Here is a 19,857-nt window from a genome sequence, read left to right on the forward strand (position 1 = left end):
AGCCTACTGGTAACCCTCAGGGGCATCGCAGACCATAAGGACGTGGGAGACAGATGAGCAACAAGAACATCGGGATCAAGGACGTGGCCGTCGCCGCCGGTGTGTCCGTGACAACTGTCTCCCACGTCCTCAACGACGTTTCCTACGCTCGAATCAGCCCGGAGACCAAGGACAAGGTCAGGAGCATTGCGGAGCAACTGGGCTATGGCCCCAACCGCCTTGCCCAGGCTCTTCGCACCCAGAGGACCGGCATGCTGGGCCTGGTCAGCGAGGATATCGCCACCACGCCCCACGCCGGCCGGATCATCCTCGGCGCTGATGAGGCCGCCAAGGCCCGGGGTTATAACCTCATGATCATCAACACCTCCGGTTCGGCCAGTTTGGAATCCAGGCAGGCCGATGTCGAGGCACTGTTGGATCGCCGGGTGGACGGAATCCTCTACGCCACGATGTACCACCGCAATGTGGAACTGCCGGCCAACCTCGGCAGCGTGCCCTCCGTCCTGGTCGACTCGGTGGCCATTGGCGGAAATATCACAGCGGTGGTCCCGGACGAAGACGGTGGTGCACGTGCCGCCGTTGGCGCGCTCCTGGAAGCAGGGCACACGCGGGTGGGCTTCATCAACAACACCGACGATGTCCCGGCAACCCGTCAGCGGCTCCAGGCTTTCCGGGCCACGCTCACCGAAGCAGGGCTCGACGGCGAGGCGGCACCTGTCGAGTCCGAGATCTCCGAGGTGCAAGGCGGCTATGAAGCGGCCCGGCGGATCCTGGCACGCGAGGACCGGCCAACCGGCTTGTTTTGCTACAACGACCGGATGGCGATGGGAGCCTACCGCGCCGCTGCGGAGTTGGGACTCACCATCCCTACTGACCTTTCAGTCGTCGGCTTCGATGACCAGGTTTTGATCGCCGCCAACGTCCACCCCGGCCTCACCACCGTGGCCCTGCCCCACTACGAGATGGGTGCGTGGGCCACCGAGCACCTGATTGACGCTGTCGAGGGGAAGACCGACCTCACCCTCATGGCACTCCACCCGACCATTCTGAGCTGCCCCCTGGTGCGCCGTGATTCCATCGCGGCTCCCCGGCAATAGGCAGCCATCCCCTTCCACTTCCCCAGAGGAACGCCAGACATGACCAGTGCCCTTGATGCCGCACGCCCGGAAACAACCCCTGCCGGAACCTCGAGGTTCCGGCCTGCCATCCACTTCACGGCAAGGGATACCTGGCTGAACGACCCCAATGGCCTGGTTTTCTACGAGGGCCTGTACCACCTCTTCTTCCAGAACAACCCGTACGGGAACGTCTGGGGAAACATGTCCTGGGGCCACGCCACCTCCCGTGATTTGCTGCACTGGACCGAACACCCTGTTGCCATTGCCTGCGACGAGGCAGAGGACATCTACTCTGGCAGTGTGGTAGTCGACTACGGCAACACGTCTGGTTTCAGCACGGCCGACGAACCTGCCCTCGTAGCCATTTACACCAGTGCCTACAAAGCCGCATCTGAACACAGCGGCACGCAGGCGCAGTCCCTGGCTTACAGCACAGACGCAGGAATGACGTGGCGAAAATACGAAGGCAACCCAGTCCTCACCAGAGACTCCGCGCACTTCCGCGATCCCAAAGTCTTCCGCTATGACGGGGACGAAGGTGCCTGCTGGATCATGGTCGCCGTCGAAGCGCAGCACCAAAAGGTGGTCTTCTACCGTTCGGAAGACCTCAAGTCCTGGGACTTCCTGAGCGATTTCGGGCCGGCCAACGCCGACGCCGGGGAATGGGAGTGCCCCGATCTTTTTCCCCTGGCGGTGGATGGGGACCCGGAGAACATCAAATGGGTCCTGATTGTAAACATCAACCCCGGCGGAGTAGCAGGAGGTTCCGGCGGCCAGTACTTCGTCGGCCATTTCGACGGCGTCCGCTTCGTTCCGGACGCCGGTTCACTCGCGGCGCCCGCCGGGGTGTCCGCCATCGCCGACCCTGAGGCGGCTGCTGCCGCCCTGCGGCAATGCCAATGGCTGGACTGGGGGCGCGACTGCTACGCCTCCGTATCCTTCAGCAACGCCCCGGAAGGCAGGCGCATCATCATCGGTTGGATGAACAACTGGGACTACGCCAACGAGCTGCCCACCGCCCCCTGGCGGTCCTCGATGACCCTTGCCCGCGAAGTGCGCCTCACAGGAGTCAACGGCTCTGCCTGCCTGATCCAGCGCCCGGTCCTGGCCGGCCCGGGTGCAGGAGACGAGCGGCCTGCTGCCAAGGACCAAATGACCGCAGACGCCTTTGAGCTGCGGAATTCGGCCCTCCGGTTGCCGGATGCGGTGCCTGGTAGCGCCCAAATCATCGAGGCGGAGATACAGCCAGGGAGCGCCGAACGTTTTGCTTTCCGACTCTTCGGAAGCCGTGACGGGAGCCAGGGCACCCTCCTCAGCTACGACACGACCAGCGCCCAGCTCATCCTTGACCGCAGACAGTCAGGCAACACAGGATTCCACGGAAAGTTTCCATCCGTGGCATCAGCCCCGCTGGTACTTGATGACGGCGTGCTTAAGCTGCAGATCGTCGTCGACCATTGCTCGGTGGAAGTCTTCGCACAGGGCGGCAGGGTGGTCGTGACTGACCTCATCTTCCCTGAAACCGAAAACTCGGAGAACTGGATATCGGCTGAGGGCGGCTCAGCAACAATACTGAAACTCGCGGTCTCGACACTCACCTAGGGGAAGAACCTATGTCAAGCAACAACTACTACGACGTGACGACGTGGCCGGTCGGCAATCCGTCCGAGGACGTCGGTAAAGTAATCAACAGCATCATCGCCGATATCAAGGACCGGCAGAACGTCACCGATGCGAACAGCGGAGGAAAGCCGGGCGCGGTGATCTACATTCCGCCGGGGGACTACCACCTCCGTACGCAGGTGGTGATCGACGTCAGCTTCCTTCGAATCCAGGGCTCGGGACACGGCTTTACGTCCTCAAGCATCCGGTTCAACGTTCCCGAAGACGAATGGCCCAACTTGCATGAGCTGTGGCCAGGAGGCAGTCGCGTTATTGTCGACATTCCCCTGGGAGAAGGGCGGGGGGAATCCAAAGGAGCCGCCTTCTACGTTGAGCGAAGCGGGAGCCCGCGAATCAGTTCGGTCGAGTTCTCCAACTTCTGCATCGACGGGTTGCACTTCACCTCGGATGGCTCGGGAATGCCTTCGGAGAACACCTACGTCAACGGCAAGACCGGTATTTATGTGGCGAGCGCCAATGACTCATTCCGCGTCAATGGCATGGGGTTCGTCTATCTTGAGAACGCCCTCACCATCTACAAGGCGGACGCCCTATCCATTCACGACAACTTCATCGCTGAGTGTGGAAGCTGCATCGAACTGCGGGGGTGGGGACAGGCATCAAAGATCACCGACAACCTGGTGGGAGCAGGCCCTAAAGGCTATTCGATCTACGCAGAGAACCATGGCGGGCTCCTGATAACCGCGAACAACGTCTTCCCCCGTGGTGCGAGCAGCGTCCATCTCAGCGGCGTCACGCGTTCAAGCGTCTCCAACAACCGTTTGCACTCGTTCTACCCAGGGATGGTGATTCTCGAAGCCGACAGTTCGGAAAACCTCGTGGCCACGAATCACTTCTTGCGTGACCATGAGCCCTGGACGCCGTTCCTGGGAGTGGACAACGGACTGAACGACCTCAACGGACTTCTCTGTGTCAGCGGCAGCAACAACTCCGTGATCGGCAACCACTTCTCCCAGATCATCGACTCAGAGAGCATCCGGCCAGTAGGAGCGATGCCTGTCATCATCCGGCTGCTGGCCGGGTCGGGCAACTTCGTCTCCAACAACCACGTGGTGGCGATGGACGTTCACTCCACGTCAAGCGACTCCTGCTTCGAGGCTCAAGTGGACGCTCTGTTGACCACCCAGGCTTCGGATGGGCTTCCCGTTACGGCCGTGATGGTCGATTCCGAATCAGTTCGGAATACGATCCTGGATTCCGGAACTGAAGCCCAAGTTATCGCAGATAGGGCTGTGAACGCCTTGAGGACCACGCCCACGGTTGGTTTCACAGAACAAACCTCAGAAGCCCTGGACCCCCGCCTCAGCACTCCGGCGCCGCCGCAAAGCAGCCCGTAATGGTGGCCGGGATGGATGATGGCGGGTGTCCGGGACCAGCTTCTCTGGCAGAGTATGACCCATGCTCACTGTAATCGGCGAGGGCCTTGTTGACGTTGTCCAGCGCGCCTCCGGAATCGAAGCCCACGTGGGCGGCAGCCCCCTCAATGTAGCGGTAGGGCTCGCCCGCCTGGACCACCCGGTCCAGTTCATCGGCCGCTATGGCCGCGACGCATATGGTGATTCCGTCGCTGCGCACCTTCGCGCCAGTTCAGTGATGCTGCCGCAGGGACCGGACGACCTCCCCACCAGTGTGGCCACCGCCCTGATAGACGACGACGGCGCCGCCACCTACACTTTCGACCTCACGTGGGAACTCCCAGGGCTGGCGGACCGCCTCGCTTTTATGCTGCAGGGCACCACCCTGCTGCACACTGGATCCATCGCCACGATGCTGGCGCCGGGCGCGAGCGCGGTGCTCGCCGCCGTCGAATACGCACACCCGCGCGCCACCATCAGTTTCGATCCCAACTGCCGGCCCAGCATCATCACCGACGTGGATTACGCACGGAACCAAGCGGAGAAGTTCGCCGGCCTGGCGGATGTGGTCAAGGCCTCTGACGAGGACCTGGAGTGGCTCTATCCCGGGGTTGACCCGCTGGACTCAGCCCGCCGCTGGCTGACCCTCGGCGGTACGGAGGGGCCGGCGATGGTGGTGGTCACCCGCGGCGCTGCGGGCCCCTGGGGCATCACGGCGGCTGGCGAAGCGGTGTATCCCGCGCCCGAAGTAGTGGTGGCAGACACCGTTGGCGCCGGCGACTCCTTTATGGCGGCGCTGCTGTCCGGGATCGTGGACCGTGGCCTGGACGGTGCGCAGAACCGGAAGGACCTGCGTGAGCTTCCGGCCGAGGGGTTGGCAGACCTCCTGGCCCACGCCTCCCGCGCGGCCGCGGTCACCGTGTCGCGGCCCGGCGCCAACCCGCCGACACGTGCGGAACTGAACGCCGTCCCGGGGGAGTAGCCCCGGGTGCCCGAGGGGGCTGGGCAGCCGAGTCAGACATCCGTCCCATGGATACCAGCTATCTCAAATGCTTGATTCCCCGATAGCCCAAGCCTTGCCAGAGTGAGGGAAGTCACTTGGCGCCCATATCAGCGCCGTCCCTTAGTGACCACCAAGAGGCTAAGGAAAATTCAATGGAGAATACTCAGCTCAAGGGCACCGAAACCAGGAACGAAACGCCCGGTCCCGCGCCGTCGCGGACGGCCGGACGACTCCAGGCGACCCTCCTGGTTGCCGGCAGTTGCATGCCGGTGCTGGGGGCCGTACTGCTTGCACCCATCCTCCCCACCCTGAACCAGGCGTTCGCGGACACCCCTGGCGTTGCCATTTTGGTGCCGCTCACCCTGACCCTGCCAGCACTGTTCGTGGCGCTCTTCTCGCCCCTGGCCGGCTATGTGGCCGATCGCGTGGGGCGGAAGCAACTGCTGGTCTTCGCCATGCTCGCCTATGCCGCCTTCGGCACAGCACCGCTTTGGCTGACCACCCTGGAATCCATTGCCGTGTCGCGGGTCGGCGTCGGCATCGCTGAAGCCGCCATCATGACCTGCTGCACCACCCTCATCACGGACTACTACTCAGGCGAGCAGCGGAACAAATACCTTGGGCTTCAGACCATGGTCAGCGCGCTCGCGGCCACCGCCTTCTTCGCTCTCGGCGGCGCCTTGGGCAGCATCGGCTGGCGGACGCCGTTCTGGCTCTACGCTGTCAGCGCAGTCATCGTCATCCCCATGGTCTTCAAGCTCTGGGAGCCGGCCAAGAGCCAGCGCACGACGGCGGCCAAAACGCCGGTGCCGTGGCGGCAGATCGGTGCCCCGGCCGCGGTGACGCTCTTCGGCGGAGTCGTTTTCTACGCACTCATCGTGCACTTGCCGTACGTCATTACCGGGCTGGGTGTGGGCGATGCCGCCCTTATCGGACTGGCGGCAGCCATCGCGTCCCTCGCTACCGCCGCAGGAGCCATCTCCTTCCGCTACCTGGCAAAGCTGGGCACACGGAACCTGCTGGCACTCGCGTTCGGGCTGGCCGCCGTCGGGCTCTCCCTGGTCTCGGTGGCGGGCAACGTGCCACTGGCGATCGCAGGGGCAGTCATCGCCAGCGCTGGAACGGGTGTGCTGTTGCCAACCCTGCTCACGTGGGCCGTGAATGGCCTCGAATTCCAGCAGCGTGGCCGGGGGACAGGCATCTGGACGGGGACGCTGTTCATCGGCCAGTTCCTGACGCCCATCGTCCTCGGAGTAGCCGCCGCAGCACTGGGCAGTCTGGGCTTCGCGTTGGGGGCACTGGGAATCGCGTGTGCGGTGGCGCTGCTGGCGGTCCTGATCCGGGGTCCGCGGACGGTGCCCGTCAACCTCTAAAGGACTCTGGTCCATGTGTGGATAACCTATGGGTATGAAGAACCTGGACCTGAACCTGTTGCCCCAGCTGCAGGTCCTGCTGGAGCTGAAGAACGTTTCCCGTGCCGCAGAGCGGCTCCAGCTGAGCCAACCGGCCACCAGCGCGGCCATGGCCAGGCTCCGGCGGCATTTCGACGACGAACTCCTGGTCCGGAACGGCCGCACGTACGATCTCACGCCCTTCGCGCATTCCCTGGTCCCGCTGGTTGATGAAGCCATGCTCCACATCCAGCGGGCCACGCGCGTCCGGTCCGGTTTCGATCCCGCCACCAGCGAGCGGGAGTTCATCATTGCCGCCTCGGACTACGCGGCGGCGCTGATCGTTGGGCCGCTGCGGGGCATCCTGCGGGAGGAGGCCCCCTCCGTGTCAGTGGATTTCGTCCCTACTGCCGGTTCCAGGTTCCAGGGCCAGATGGCTGACTATTCGAAAATCGACTTGCTCGTGGGGCCGACGGGGTACCACATGCAGGGCGCCAGCAAGCAGTTGTTCCGCGACAGCTTCGTTGCCGTGGCTGATACCGATAACCCGCTGCTCCGCCAGCCCCGGCTGACCCTGGCGGACCTGGTGACGGTTCCCCACGCCGTCGGCTATTTTGGGGAGGGAATCAGCACTCCTGCCGACAAGCTGTTCGAATCAAGCGGGATGCAGCGCCGGGTAGCCGCAGTAGTGGCAGGTTTCCTGTCCCTGCCGTTGCTGGTCGAGGGAACTGATTTGGTGGCGGTGGTTCCACGCATGCTGGCAGCCAGGGCGCAGCGCGGGGCCGAGATCGTGGTGCTGGAGTTCTCGGAGGGGTCCGAAGCTTCCCTGGTGGAAGCCATGTACTGGCATCCGTCCCAAACGGAGGACCCGGCCAGCGTCTGGCTGCGCTCGGTGGTCCAGCGCGCGTGCTCCAGGCTGCACGAACTCTTCCCGGTCACGGCCCACCCGGTGCCCATCACCATCCCAACTAGGTAGCAGTTGATGTCGTTTTCGGCGCTCATAACGACATCTGCTGCTACCTAGTTGGGATTAGGGGACGGGTCAGCGCATCGCGTCCGAGACTGACTTGGCGCCACCGTGGCCAGACTGGCCGCCGTCCACCGGAATCTCTGCGCCCGTCACGTAGGAGGACAACGGGCTCAGGAGAAACAGCACGACGCCGGCTACCTCCTCCACGCTTCCAGTCCGGCCCAACGGGGTCTCGGCCAGCGTGGCCTGCTTGAATTCCGGCTTGGCGCTCGCCGTCATGGGCGTTTCGATGAAACCCGGGTGGACGGTGTTTACCCTGATGCCGCGCGGGCCAAGTTCCATGGCCGCCACTTGGGACAGTCCCCGCAGGGCCCACTTGCTGGCGGTGTACGCCACCGGATAATGCGCCGTCAGGCCTGCGACGGAGCCCACGTTCACAATCGCAGAGCCGCTGGCCATCAGAGGCGTGAGGGCCTGGATTCCGAGTAGGGCTCCGGCGACGTTCACTTCATAGACCCGCTGCAGGTCAGCCACCAAGACATCGAGCAGCCTGCTCCGCTGGGTGATCCCGGCGTTGTTGACCAGTCCGTCCACCTGCCGCCCCTCGGACCGGATCCAGTCAGCGAGGCCGACCCAATGCGAGGCATTGGACACGTCGAGTTGCCGGTACAGCAACGCGCCCGCCGAGGCTGGAGGCAAGGCCAGCTCAGCCGGCATCTCCGCCGCGAGGTCGGTGGCGATGACCAGCGCCCCGGCTTCCGCCAGCAACCGGGCCTCGGCAGCACCCTGGCCCTGCCCGGCGCCGGTGACAACCACCGTCCGCCCCTCAAGCTGAAGGGATAGCACGCTAAATCCCGGACGTAGCCGCAGAGGCAACCCGGTTGCGTGGGCGGGGACGGGCCGGAATGCGGGTCACAGCTTCACGCCGTGGGCCTACGGTGTTCTCGATGCTGCCGATTCCTTCGATCGTCATGCGGACAACGTCGCCGGTCTTCAGCGGCGGGGGAGTCTTCGCGCCGTTCCGCCCCCAGAGCTCGGCGAGGCAGCCGCTGCCGCACGTTCCGGATCCCAGGACATCCCCTGGCCGCACCACGGAATCCTGGGAGGCGTAGGCAACGAGTTCGGCGAACGGCCAACCCATGTTGGAGAGCAGGTCCTGCCCGATGGTTTCGCCGTTTACTTCCACGGCCATGGAGATGGGCAGGAATCCCTCGGCGTCGTGCCGGTCCTCGAACTCGTCCGCGGTGACAATCCAGGGCCCCAGCGTGTTGGCGAAGTCCTTGCCCTTGCACGGGCCGAGGCTGACTTTCATCTCGCGGCGCTGCAGGTCGCGTGCGGACCAGTCGTTGAGGATGGTGTAGCCGAAGATGTGCTCGTGTGCCCCTTCCGCCGTCAGGTTCCGGCCATCGCTGCCGGGAACACGTCCGACGACGGCGGCCACCTCCGTTTCAAAGTCCAGCTCCTCACAGCCCGCCGGAATACCGATCACCTCGCCGGGGCCCGTCACCGTGTGCGGATTCGTGAAGTAGAACGTGGGTGCCTCGTACCATTCGGGCAGAACGCCGGCCACGCCGTCGATGCTCTTCCGAACGCCTTCGACGTGTTCCTCGAACGCCACAAAGTCCCGGATGGTGGCGGGGACCAAGGGGGCGACCAGTTGCACGTCGGCCAGTGGGAGAGGTGCGGCGGAAGCGATGGTTTCCTTGGCACGGGCCAGGGTTTCGGCCAGCCCGGCTTCGAGCAGGGTGTTGACGCCCTGGCCTGCGGGCAGTGCGTAGCAGTGTCCGTCATCGACGAAGCCGGACTGCGTCCCGCCGTCGTGGTTCCAGCGTGCGATCTTGACCATTCGCGTGTTCCTTAGGCTGAGGGATGGGCGGTGAAGACTGAGGCGGGCGTGATGCCCAGCGCGGCGGCGTTTCCAGCCAGCACCTTGGCTGCGTCGGCCGCGGACAGGGTCGCCGCACGCACTTCGGCCGCCGGGCTGTCGGAGCCCATATCGAACGGATAGTCCGAGCCCAGCAGCACCTGCTCCGGCCCTGCGGCCGCAACCAGTGCCCGGAGTTCGGCCGCGCTGTGGACCAGGGAGTCGAAATACAACTTCTTCAGATACCACGACGGCGGGTGGGCGCAGCCGTGCGCTTCCGGCCGGACCTTCCAGGCGTGGTCGGACCGGCCAAGGCTGGTGGGAAGGTAGCCGCCGCCGTGCGCGGCCAGCACTTTCAGGTCCGGGTGGCGGTCCAGGACGCCGCTGAAGATCAGGTGGGAGAGCGCCACCGCATTTTCGGCTGGCTGCGAGACGGTGTTGGCGAGGTAGTAGCGGTCCAGCCGTTCATCCAGCGAGCAACCGAAAGGATGCAGGAAGACAAGGGCGCCGAGCTCTTCGGCCCGGCTCCAGAACGGTTCCAGCCGTGGATCGGACAGTTCAACGGTGCTGCGGTCCGGATCGTGCGGGGTGGCGGCGAACGAGCCGACCTCGACGCCGAGCAGACCGCATTCCAGGACTGCGTGCTCCAGCGCTTCGACCATCAGTGCAGGATGCTGCAGCGGGACCAGACCCAGGCCGTTGAGCCGTTCCGGGGCGCGGTCCACGAACTCACGGACGGCTTGGTTGGCTTGCCTGACTACCTGCAGGGACAGTTCGACGCCGGCGAAGTAGTAGAAGTGCGACGGCGACGGTGAGACGAGCTGGACGTCCACACCCTGACTGTCCATGTCCGCCAACCGGCGGTCCAGATCGGTCAGCTGCGGCCAGCGTTCCTTGATCATCCGGCCCGAAGCGGCCAGGGATTCGGGTCCGTTGCGCCGCACTTCCAGGGCCTGTTGGGCGCCGAAGCCGCCGGGGTCGGCTTCGGCAACCAGCTGTTGCAGGGCCGGGAGGAGGATGTGGGCGTGGACGTCAACGGTGCGGGCCGGATCACTAACGGGATGCGCGCTCATGCGGGTTCCTTCAGCATGGTGGACAAGGAGTGCATGAGGCCGGGCACATCGGCGTCGCGGACGCCGTCGAGCATCCACTGGCCCAGCTGGACGGAGGCGTTGACCACTGCTTTGGCACGTTCCAGACGGCGGTCGGTGAACTCCTTCCAGAGAGTTTCGGTGACGTCCTCGGCATTGATGAGCAGTTCAGCCAGGACGGCCGCGTCCTCCAAAGCCATGGCTGCGCCCTGCGCCACCGTCGGTGGGCAGCTGTGCGCGGCATCGCCGATGATGACGGTGCGGCCACGGTTCCAACGGCCGTCCACCAGATGGGTGGTGAACCACGTGTAGTTGATGCGGGCGCTGTGGTCCAGATTGGCGCGGATCTCGTTCCAGGGGCCGCCGTACGCTGCGGCGAGTTCGGTCATGATGCGAGGGCCGTCCTCGTGCTTGCGCTCCTGGGCTTTCTCCACCAGGTAGGCGTAGATGGTGTCCGGACCTGTAGGGCAATAACCGGCGATGAAGCAGGGGCCGCCGTAGGTCAGGTCGGTGCGGACCACGTCCGCGGGCCGCTCAACGAAGGCGCGCCAGATGCCCATGCCGGTGGGCTGGGGCTCGACGTCGATGCCAATGGCTTTGCGGACGGCAGAGTGCAGGCCGTCGGCACCAATCAGGAGGTCGTAAGTGGCGGTGTCGCCGTCGGCGGTGCTCACGGTGACGGAGCCGCCGTCGTCCGTTATCCCTGTGACGGTTTTGCCGTAGCTGATGCGGGCACCGGCCTGCTCGGCCCGTTCGCGGAGGATGGCTGTGAGGTCGGGGCGGTACATCCCCAGGGTGGCCGGAAGGTCGTCGCCGCCAGTACGGATGTCCTCCAGTACGGCGATGACGGTGCCGGCGGGGTCCGGGGCGCGCAGGCCGAGGGTGCTGAACGGGTAGCCCTTTGCCTCGATCTGCTCCCAAACACCGAGCTGGCGGAAGATCCGCAGGGCGTTCCCCTGCAGCGTGATTCCCGAGCCGACGGTCTGCGGGGTTTCGGCCTTCTCGAGGATTTCGACGTGGATTCCCGCGTCGGCCAGCAGGATGGCGGCGGTCAGTCCCGCGGCTCCCGCTCCGACGATTCCGACGTTCTGTACTGCTGCCATCGCTGACTCCTTTGTGTTGACGGCGTTACTGCTGGTGTTTGTTTGCTGCTGTTAACTGAAAGCTACCGGACTGTGTTTACCGGACGGCGATCGGGTTGACTGGGGAGCCCACGGCGCCGGTGATGGGGAGCGGCGCGGCGGTGAGCAGGAAGTCGTACCTGCCATCCGATGCGCATGCTTCCGCAAGGCCGTCCGGGTCCCACATTTCACCCAGGAACAGCCCCAGGTTGGGGATGGCGATCTGGTGGAGTGGCTGGAAAGCACCATCAAACTCGTTCGGACGGACTTCGAAGCCCCAGGTGTCGGTGGCGATTCCGGCGATTTCGCTGCGGTGCAGCCACGGCGCGGTGCTGAAGGACAGGCCCGGGGCAGACCCGCCGGCGTAGTCGCCCCAGCCGTCGCGGCGCACCCTGGTGTGCTGCCCGGTGCGGATCACCACGATGTCGCCGCGGCCCACCTTCGAGCTGCGTCCCTGCAGTTCAATGGTCCGCTCGAGGTGTTCCGGGGTGATGGCGAAACCGTCCGGCAGTTCGCCGTCGTTCCTTCCGAGCTCCGGCCCGAGGGCCCGGCCGACGTCGAGCAGGACGCCGCGCGTGACGATTTTGGCCGCCGCGGTTTCGATGCCGGTCACCAGGTCGCCCTCAGAGGTGACCACGTCGCCGGCGGCCCGGCCGTTCCAGGCCTTGCCCTGGTCGAAAATGTGGCCCAGCCCGTCCCACTGCGTGGAGCACTGCAACGGCATGGCGATGACGTCGTCCGCGCCGCCGAAACCGTGCGGGAATCCCTGGTTGCCGCGTTCAGCGTCCACTCCAGTGTCCGTCATGGTGTGGACGGGGTTGGTGCGGCGCCGCCAGCCCTTCTGCGGGCCGTTGGTGTCGAACGGCTGGGACAGCGAAAACGCTTCACCGCTTGTGACGAGGGCCGCAGCTTCAATCCGCTTGGCGGCATCAATGAAGTTCAGTGTTCCCAGCACGTCGTCGGCACCCCAGCGGCCCCAGTTGTTGTGGGCTGCGGCCATGGCGCGAATGCTGCCCAGCGGGTCTTCACGCCGGATCACCGGGGAATCGTTTGATTCCCCGGTGCCCGTTTTGTCCGCCTGAGCGGTGTGCTGCGAAGTCACTGGACCTCGTCCTTGCAGTGGATCAGCTGGGTGCCCAGGCCGGTGATGGTGCCTTCCATGACGTCGCCGTCCTGGAGCAGCCGGCCCCAGTGCTGGCCGTTGCCGGCGGGGCTTCCGGTGAGGACCAGGTCGCCCGGGCGTAGCGGCATGATCTGGGAGGCCTCGCTGACCAGCTTGGCCACCCCAAAGATCATGTCTGAGGTGGATTCGTCCTGCATCGGCTTGCCGTTGAGCTTCAGCGTGACCTGGACGTCCTGTGGGTCGCCGAAGAACTTGGCGGGCACCAGCAGGGGTCCGGTGGGAAGGAAACCGGGGGCGTTCTTGGCGCGGTACCAGTCTGAGCCGATCGCGGGCATGTCTTTGCGGAAGACGTACTCGCGGGTGGTGATGTCGTTGACCATGGTGTAGCCGAAGACGTAGTCCAGTGCCTCCTCCGGGGTGACCCGGAACGCCGTCTTGCCGATGACCGCTGCCAGTTCGAGCTCCCAGTCGTGGGATGTGGAGTAGGAGGGCAGGGTGAGGTCGTCAGTGGCGGACGCGATCGCCGTCGGCAGTCCGATGAAGAAGTACGGCGTGCCCTGGCCCGCGCGCTTGTCCATCATGGCGGCGGTTTTGGCGCGCACTTCCTCCTCGTCCTGGCCCGGTTCGCGGTGCGCGGCTGCCAGGTCGATCACGTGCTTGCGGTAGTTGGCTCCGGTCTGAAGCACCTGGACGGGTTCCACCGGGGCAAGGATTTCGACGTCGGCGGCTGCCAGGCCGGTGTCCCCGCCTGCCGATGCGGCAAGGGTGTCCAAGTGGTCTTCGGTGGTGTCCCAGTGCTCGATCAGGGAGTTGATGTCGCCGTCAAGCGGCAGGACCCGGCCGCCCACCAGCAGGCCGACGCGGGCCTTGCTGTCACCGGATTCCTGGAACCGGATGAGGGAATATGTCGCTTCAGGCATATTCCTTTAGCCCCGTCCCTGCTTGGCATACGGGTTCAGGAGCGCTTCCTTCATCTCCGGGGATGCCCCTTCTTCGGTGGCGGTGAAGCCTTCGGCCGGAGGGAAGGACTCGGTCATGGAGTGCGGCATGGCGCCGTTCTTGTAGAAGTTGTTGGAGCCCAGGGACGGCTTCCAGGTGTTGGCTTCCCAGTCCGGGACGTAGTTGCGGTAGCCGCCGGAGTTGAGCTCCACCCGGAGGCCCGAGGGATCGCGGAAGTAAAGGAAGTTTTGCTCGCCCACGCCGTGGATGGAGGGGCCGTATTCCATCGGGGTGCCGTTTTCCATCATGACGTCCGCGGTCCGGAGCAGGTCCTCGGTGGCATCTACCCAGAAGGCGATGTGGTTGACGCGGCCGGCGCGGCTGGAGGTGTCCAGGACTACGCCGAGGTCATGGGACTTTTCGTTCGTGGTCAGTACCGAGAACACAGTGATTGGTGCTTCGTCCAAGTCAACGAACGCCATGACGCGAAAGCCCAGGGCCTCGTTGTACCACTTGGCGAAGCCCCGCACATCGGAGCTAGCCACGGTCACATGGTCCAGGAAGCGGGGTGCTGCGGCGTGGCTGCTGCGGCGCTCGGGGCGGTCGGGGTAAGTGGATTCGAAGCCGGGCTCGGCGACGAACTTCTCCACGTCATAGAAGAGGCGCATCCGGTGGCCGTAGGGGCCGGTGAATTCGTAGGCCTTGCCGTAGCCGTGGCCGCCGGCGGTCCAGGCGCCCTGCACGCCTGTCGCTTCGACGCGCTGGGCCGCAGCCTCGAGGGCCGCCTGGGAGTTTGTCCGCCAGGCCATCCGGCCCAGGGATGCTTCAGGGCCTTCGGTAATGACAAGGCTGTAGCGGTAGTAGTCGCCCCAGCAGCGCAGGTAGACGTTGCCGTCCACGCGGTCAATGATGCGCATGCCGAACTTTTCCTCGTAGAACCGGGCTGACGCTTCGACGTCGGGGCTGGTGATCTCGAGGTGGGCAAGATGGGAGAGGGGAGTTTCCACGTTGAAGTCCTTCTGGGTTGCTGGCTGCGGTCGGTTTGGTGCAGGTCCTGTAACCACTGTGAACCAGCTCATGTATTTGGTGAAGAGGCGTTTACTGATATCTGGCATTTGTCTGGCAGATACACCGCATCTGTTTCTGACTATCCGCGGGGCAAATACCACGTAGAACCGATCTGCCGTTCCTCGGAAGGAGCGTCCCTGCGAAACTCGACAGAAACGCCCTTCCGGAAGGACCTCCGTGCCTGTTCCCCAACTCCGCCTCGCTGGCAAGACCGCCGTCATCACCGGAACGGCCAGCGGCCAGGGCAGGGCCGCGGCGCTGGCCTTTGCCGAGGCGGGAGCTTACGTGGTCGGCTGCGATATGGACGACGACGGCGCCGCTGCCACGGTTGCGGCGGTCACCGCATCGGGTGGCCGGATGAGCAGCAGCCGCGTGGACCTCACGGACGAGGCCGCCGTCGCTTCCTGGGCGCAGGACGTGGCAGCAACCCACGGACAGGTCCATATCCTGTATGCCAACGCTGCAGTCACCCGCTTCGCCCCGCTGGATCAGCTCACGTTCGCCGACTGGAAGTGGAATGTGGAGCATGAGATGGATGTGGTGTTCCTGCCGGTCAAATACTTCTGGCCCCAACTGATCCAGACGCCTGATGCCGCCATCGTGCTGGTGGGATCCACAGCAGGTGTCACCGGGTCCATGACCAATGGCCGGCTTGCCCACACGGCCACCAAGGGAGCCGTGGTGGCGATGACAAAGCAACTGGCGGCCGAAGGGGCTCCGCACGGGCTGCGGGTAAATGCCGTCAGTCCCGGAATGATCCGCACTGCGGCCACCGAAGGCAACCTCCTCGCCCCGGACCACCCCATGCGCACTATCGCCGGCAGCATCCCGTTGGGCCGGATCGGTTCGCCGGAGGAGGTCGCCAGATGCGCACTGTTCCTTGCCTCCGACGAAGCGTCGTACGTGACGGGCGCCAACCTGATGGTGGACGGCGGCTGGTCGGCGGTCCTTCCCGGTTAGCGGGTTTAGTAGAATCTCAACAAACTTAGGTGTGAAAGTGACAGAATGCTGTTACGCTGGATTTTGCCCCTACAGAGAGTGAGCAATGATGCTTCTCGAGCGAGACCTCATCCAGTCCGTCGGATTCCGCAATGTCACCGAGGACGGACGTGTTACCGGTTTTCAGTTCCGGCTCCGCATGCCGTCCTACCGGGGCATGGCCGCCTCCCTTATTGACGGGGTTGCGGTTCGTGTGGGCGACATCATCGACGTCGGACCGGACGTTCCGCTCTGGACCTTCGGGGAGCGGACCTACACTCTGCACCAACTCTGGGGAAGCGACGGCGTCCGCTGGCCGCTGGAGGAGGCCGCAGTGGTCACTGTCCCCCTGGAGGGCGGCCTCCCGCAGGGCATCCATGAGCTATCCATCGAACTGCGCCTGCGCATGTCCTACATTCCCCTCGAGCACCAGCCCACAGTGCACCGCACCAGCCGTAAGGTGACGCTCTCGCCTGAAATCGGCGACGGCACTTTCCGCTACGGCGTCTCGCTCTACAGCTTCATGGGCGATTACGGAACGGTCATGGACCTGGAAACGGCGCTCGCAGCAGTCGCGGACGTGGGCGCCACCGGCGTCGAAATCCTCGGTGAGGGGCACGTTCCCCAGTACCCGGAGCCTTCTGCGGCCTGGATCGACAACTGGTTCAGCCTCCTGGAAAAGTACTCCCTGGAGCCCACGAACTACGGTTCCTGGATTGACACCCGGCTGCACCCGGGGAGGGCCATGACTGTTGCCGAGGGCGCCGAGGCGCTGCAGCGGGACCTGCGGCTCGCCCACCGGTTGGGTTTCGGCTTCGTGCGTCCCAAGATCGGCGTCGTCTCCAGCGATTTGGTGCCCGACCCGATCTGGACTGAATCCGTGGAACGCTCCCTTGACCTGGCGCATGAGCTGGGAGTCATCATTTGCCCCGAGATCCACTCACCGACGCCCATCAGGCACCCCGTGGTGGAGGACTACATCGGCCTCATCGAGCGGACCGGCACCAAGAACTTTGGCCTGCTCATCGACACCGGTATCTTCCAGGACCGCCCGATTCCCCTGCGGGAGGGCGAGACCCGCGAAACTCGGCCGCCCTTCCTGGACGGTATCGGTGTGGATCCGGCCGACTTCGCCGGCATCGCCCCCTACGTTGTGTTCATCCAAGCCAAATTCCACGACATTAACGACCAGCTCGAAGACCAGCAGATCCCCTGGCGGCCCGTCCTCCAGAGCCTCAAGGACGCCGGCTACACCGGCTACCTCTCCAGCGAATACGAAGGCGAACGCACACCTTGGCGCTCCATCGAGCAGGTTCGCCGCCAACATGCCCTGATCCGGCGCATCGCCGGCGAACTTGCCTGACCCACCTCACCCGACCTCTCCACCAGCAAAGAGAGAAACCATGCCAAACGGACTTCTTGACGATTCCAGCCTGCGCACGCACCCCGAAGGCTTCGCCCTGGCACTGACCATCCCGTGGTACCGCAGCCTCTGGCTCTCCTCGGTGTCCTCGCTCCGGCTCATGGTCGATGGCCAGGAAGTTCCTTCCGAGGAGCTTTCCCTGGAACTTGGAGGCGTCCGCTATGCGCTGGCGGACCTGCCGGCCCAAAGCGACACGCTCTGGTACCTCCAGGAGCATCCGCTGCTCATCGCACCGAGGGACACCCCGCTGTCCCTTGGTGAGCGGCACCAGATTCAACTCATGGGGGAACTGCGGCTGCCCTACATGCAGATTGCACCGGGCCAGGACGGTGGTCCCGGCATATACGTCCCGAACTTCGTCAACCAGACCCTGGAGCTCACTGTGACGGACAGCGCAGCGCCTGCGCCCGAACTCACGACATCCCTCACGCCGGCTCCACCAAAAGCCGAGGATGATCCCTTCTCGCTGGGACTCACGCTCTACTCGGCAAGCGCGGAATTCCGGGCCGGCTGGTATGACTTCGACGGCCTGCTCAACCGTGTGGCTGAGCTGGGCATCGGTCCCGGGATCGAAATCGTGGCCTCCCAGGTCCTGCCCACGTATCCCAAGGTGACAGATGACTTCGCCCGCTCGTGGCAGGCGGCCTTCGACAAGCATGGCTTCGTGGCCAGTTCTTTCGGCGCCAACCTGGACATGGGCCGCCGCCGCGACCGTGACATGACCCCGGATGAGGAATACGAGTTCACCCAAACGCTGTTCCACGGCGCCAAGAGGTTGGGCTTCCCCCTGGTTCGCATCCAGAGCGCCAAGCCTGAGCTGCTCCGACGGCTCCTGCCGCTCGCCGAGGACCTTGAGCTCAAGCTTGCCTATGAGATCCATGCGCCGCTGGGGCCCAACTCGCCGGAGATCATGAAAGTCCGCGATGTCTACGCCGACCTCGACTCCCCGCTCCTGGGCTTCGTGGCTGACTTCTCCTCCACCATGCACAGCATGTCCCCCACGCTCCTGCGTGCTGTCCGCCGGGCCGGCCTGGACCACGAAGCCGTCCAAACGCTACAGGCGATCTGGGCCACCGACGCGCCGATGCGCGCGCGGCAGGAGGATTTCATCGGTTATCTCCGCGGACGGGACTTTGATCCTGCCCGCCTTGGTTCCTTCGCCCATTTGGCCTTCAATATGCATGGCCATGTCAGCCCGAAGGAGTGGGCGGACATCATGCCCCAGATCATGCATGTCCACGCGAAGTTCTACGACATTGACGAGCAGGGCAATGAGCCCGCGATTGACTACCCGGAACTGGTCCGCGTATTTGTCGAAGGGGGCTACCGGGGCTTCTGGTCCAGCGAGTGGGAAGGGCATGCCTTCGCCGAGCTTGGTGAAGTGGATCCGCTGCTGCTGGTGCGGAAGCAGCACGACCTCATCCGCAGCAGCATGCGGGCTGCGCTCATGAGTGCCTAAGTGCCCCGCCTGGCCGGTAATGGCCCGGTGGAAGGCTGATGCCCGGCTGGTGAAATCCAGCCGGGCATCAGTGTTTTAAGGCACGTTTTTTGCTGCGGCGGCAGCCACGATGCCGGCCGCCTCTTCAAAGAGGCTACGCATCCACTCATGTTCCGAATCCCGGTTGTGCACGGGGTGCCACCACAGGGCGTTGACCAACGGGGTCGCATCAAAGGGCAGCGGCAGTACCCTTATTCCGCCCAGTTGAAGGGCGAAGGGAGCAAGTGCCGCCTGGATGAGTCCGATCCGCTGTGTTCCGACGACGAAGTGGGGCAATGAGAGGAAGCTCTCCACCACCACTTCAACCCGGGGTTCTATGCCCAGCTGCTGGATCTGGCGTTCGGCCGAGGTGAATGCCGAGCGTGACTGGTAGGACATGACCCAGGGAAGTTCTGCCACGTTTTCCATGGTGACCTGATCGCCGACGGCCTCGTTGGACGTGGAAACGACAGCCACCCAGCCGTCCCTCCAAAGGTCCAGGTAGGGGAGTCCGGTGAGGAACCCGTGGGGCAGCACCATACCGTCCACTGAGCGCAGGCGGTTGGCGGCGTCTTCGACCACCATTGGGTTGTGGAGCATGTACCTGAACCGGACGCCGGGGGCCCGCTCGGCAGCCAGTTCGGATGCGACGCGGCCGATGGTGGTGAAGCCGTAGTCCGAGCCGTAGATGGAGAACTCGCGTTCGGACTCGGTGGGCTCCCACGTGGCCTGGCTCTCGAACACACGGCGGGCGGCCTCAAGCGCGGTTGTGGTGTGTTCGGCCAGGCGCAGCGCAAAGGGTGTGAGTTCGTAGGCATTGCCGCGGCGGGCCAGGATGGGGTCGCCGAAGTGGGAACGGAGCCGTGCGAGCGAGGCGCTGAGGGCCGGCTGGCTGAGGTGAAGCCGCTCGGCCGCCCTCGTGACGCTGCGCTCAGTAATCAGGGCATCCAGCGAAATGAGCAGGTTGAGGTCCAGCCGGGAAAGAAGGGCGGAATTTGTCACGGCGCGGCGATCCTTCGAAGAGGAATTCAGTCAGGCCAGTCTATCAGTGCGGTCGATATCCATAGGAAATTCCATCATTGTTCTTGATGCGCCTGAGGGAAGCCCGCGGCACGACTTGGCGCGCCCCCGCTCCTTCCCTGCCGATATGCGCGCCTCGGCGGAACTTATGTCCCGTATAGCAAAGACTTATGTGCTTTTTCGGCACATCTCCTGCATACTGATGAGTGACCGGGGTCACGGCTCCCGGATTT

The 19,857-nt window shown here is 64.5% G+C and carries 17 protein-coding genes; 9 read left to right on the top strand and 8 right to left on the bottom strand.

The genetic code is table 11. The features are described from left to right. Positions 1-53 precede the first annotated feature (53 nt). From V9L18_RS00880 to V9L18_RS00905, 6 genes are all read left to right on the top strand, one after another. A complete protein-coding gene (locus tag V9L18_RS00880) occupies positions 54-1,097 on the top strand; it encodes a LacI family DNA-binding transcriptional regulator (RefSeq protein WP_337345285.1) in 1,044 nt (347 codons plus the stop codon). A gap of 39 nt (positions 1,098-1,136) precedes the next feature. Continuing rightward, complete coding sequence (locus V9L18_RS00885; RefSeq protein WP_337345286.1) at positions 1,137-2,720, top strand: glycoside hydrolase family 32 protein; 1,584 nt, start codon at positions 1,137-1,139, stop codon at positions 2,718-2,720. 11 nt (positions 2,721-2,731) lie between these two features. Then, positions 2,732-4,138: a NosD domain-containing protein gene (locus V9L18_RS00890; RefSeq protein ID WP_337345287.1), complete on the top strand. Its 1,407-nt coding sequence runs from the start codon at positions 2,732-2,734 to the stop codon at positions 4,136-4,138. A 61-nt stretch (positions 4,139-4,199) separates the two neighbouring features. Further along, positions 4,200-5,138 carry a carbohydrate kinase family protein gene (locus V9L18_RS00895; RefSeq protein WP_337345288.1) on the top strand — a complete coding sequence of 313 codons (939 nt, stop codon included), beginning with the start codon at positions 4,200-4,202 and terminating at the stop codon, positions 5,136-5,138. 173 nt (positions 5,139-5,311) lie between these two features. Beyond that, positions 5,312-6,532 (top strand): MFS transporter, encoded by a 1,221-nt coding sequence (locus V9L18_RS00900; protein ID WP_337345289.1) that lies wholly within the window; start codon positions 5,312-5,314, stop codon positions 6,530-6,532. A gap of 34 nt (positions 6,533-6,566) precedes the next feature. Continuing rightward, a complete protein-coding gene (locus tag V9L18_RS00905) occupies positions 6,567-7,526 on the top strand; it encodes a LysR family transcriptional regulator (RefSeq protein WP_337345290.1) in 960 nt (319 codons plus the stop codon). 66 nt (positions 7,527-7,592) lie between these two features. On the opposite strand, the gene V9L18_RS00910 is transcribed toward V9L18_RS00905, so the two are convergent. The 7 genes from V9L18_RS00910 to V9L18_RS00940 all read right to left on the bottom strand — a co-directional run bounded on the left by V9L18_RS00910 (position 7,593) and on the right by V9L18_RS00940 (position 14,665). Beyond that, positions 7,593-8,366: an SDR family NAD(P)-dependent oxidoreductase gene (locus V9L18_RS00910; RefSeq protein ID WP_337345291.1), complete on the bottom strand. Its 774-nt coding sequence runs from the start codon at positions 8,364-8,366 to the stop codon at positions 7,593-7,595. 1 nt (position 8,367) lies between these two features. Continuing rightward, a complete protein-coding gene (locus V9L18_RS00915) occupies positions 8,368-9,366 on the bottom strand; it encodes a fumarylacetoacetate hydrolase family protein (RefSeq protein WP_337345292.1) in 999 nt (332 codons plus the stop codon). Between the two features lie 11 nt (positions 9,367-9,377). Continuing rightward, positions 9,378-10,457, bottom strand: coding sequence for an amidohydrolase family protein (locus V9L18_RS00920; RefSeq protein WP_337345293.1), 1,080 nt, complete (start codon positions 10,455-10,457; stop codon positions 9,378-9,380). Beyond that, positions 10,454-11,578 carry an FAD-dependent oxidoreductase gene (locus tag V9L18_RS00925; RefSeq protein WP_337345294.1) on the bottom strand — a complete coding sequence of 375 codons (1,125 nt, stop codon included), beginning with the start codon at positions 11,576-11,578 and terminating at the stop codon, positions 10,454-10,456. Before V9L18_RS00925 ends, V9L18_RS00920 begins: the two co-directional genes overlap by 4 nt. A 76-nt stretch (positions 11,579-11,654) precedes the next feature. Continuing rightward, the gene (locus tag V9L18_RS00930; RefSeq protein WP_337345295.1) at positions 11,655-12,698 is read right to left on the bottom strand and encodes a cyclase family protein; all 1,044 of its coding nucleotides are present in this window, start codon (positions 12,696-12,698) and stop codon (positions 11,655-11,657) included. Beyond that, on the bottom strand, positions 12,695-13,639 hold the full coding sequence (locus V9L18_RS00935) for a fumarylacetoacetate hydrolase family protein (RefSeq protein WP_337345296.1): 945 nt from the start codon (positions 13,637-13,639) through the stop codon (positions 12,695-12,697). The genes V9L18_RS00930 and V9L18_RS00935 overlap by 4 nt, the downstream gene beginning before the upstream one ends. A 6-nt stretch (positions 13,640-13,645) precedes the next feature. Continuing rightward, the gene (locus V9L18_RS00940; RefSeq protein WP_337345297.1) at positions 13,646-14,665 is read right to left on the bottom strand and encodes a VOC family protein; all 1,020 of its coding nucleotides are present in this window, start codon (positions 14,663-14,665) and stop codon (positions 13,646-13,648) included. Between the two features lie 238 nt (positions 14,666-14,903). On the opposite strand from V9L18_RS00940, the gene V9L18_RS00945 reads away from it, so the two are divergent. The 3 genes from V9L18_RS00945 to V9L18_RS00955 all read left to right on the top strand — a co-directional run bounded on the left by V9L18_RS00945 (position 14,904) and on the right by V9L18_RS00955 (position 18,586). Then, on the top strand, positions 14,904-15,686 hold the full coding sequence (locus V9L18_RS00945) for an SDR family NAD(P)-dependent oxidoreductase (protein ID WP_337345298.1): 783 nt from the start codon (positions 14,904-14,906) through the stop codon (positions 15,684-15,686). 88 nt (positions 15,687-15,774) lie between these two features. Further along, a complete protein-coding gene (locus tag V9L18_RS00950; protein WP_337345611.1) occupies positions 15,775-17,067 on the top strand; it encodes a C-glycoside deglycosidase beta subunit domain-containing protein in 1,293 nt (430 codons plus the stop codon). A 40-nt stretch (positions 17,068-17,107) separates the two neighbouring features. Then, positions 17,108-18,586, top strand: coding sequence for a C-glycoside deglycosidase beta subunit domain-containing protein (locus V9L18_RS00955; protein ID WP_337345299.1), 1,479 nt, complete (start codon positions 17,108-17,110; stop codon positions 18,584-18,586). A gap of 75 nt (positions 18,587-18,661) precedes the next feature. Here the strand turns inward: V9L18_RS00955 and V9L18_RS00960 are convergent, their stop codons facing one another. Beyond that, positions 18,662-19,606 carry a LysR family transcriptional regulator gene (locus V9L18_RS00960; RefSeq protein ID WP_337345300.1) on the bottom strand — a complete coding sequence of 315 codons (945 nt, stop codon included), beginning with the start codon at positions 19,604-19,606 and terminating at the stop codon, positions 18,662-18,664. Positions 19,607-19,857 lie beyond the last annotated feature (251 nt).

The sequence above is a fragment of the Pseudarthrobacter sp. CCNWLW217 genome (genome assembly GCF_037203985.1).
Taxonomy (GTDB): Bacteria; Actinomycetota; Actinomycetes; order Actinomycetales; family Micrococcaceae; genus Arthrobacter.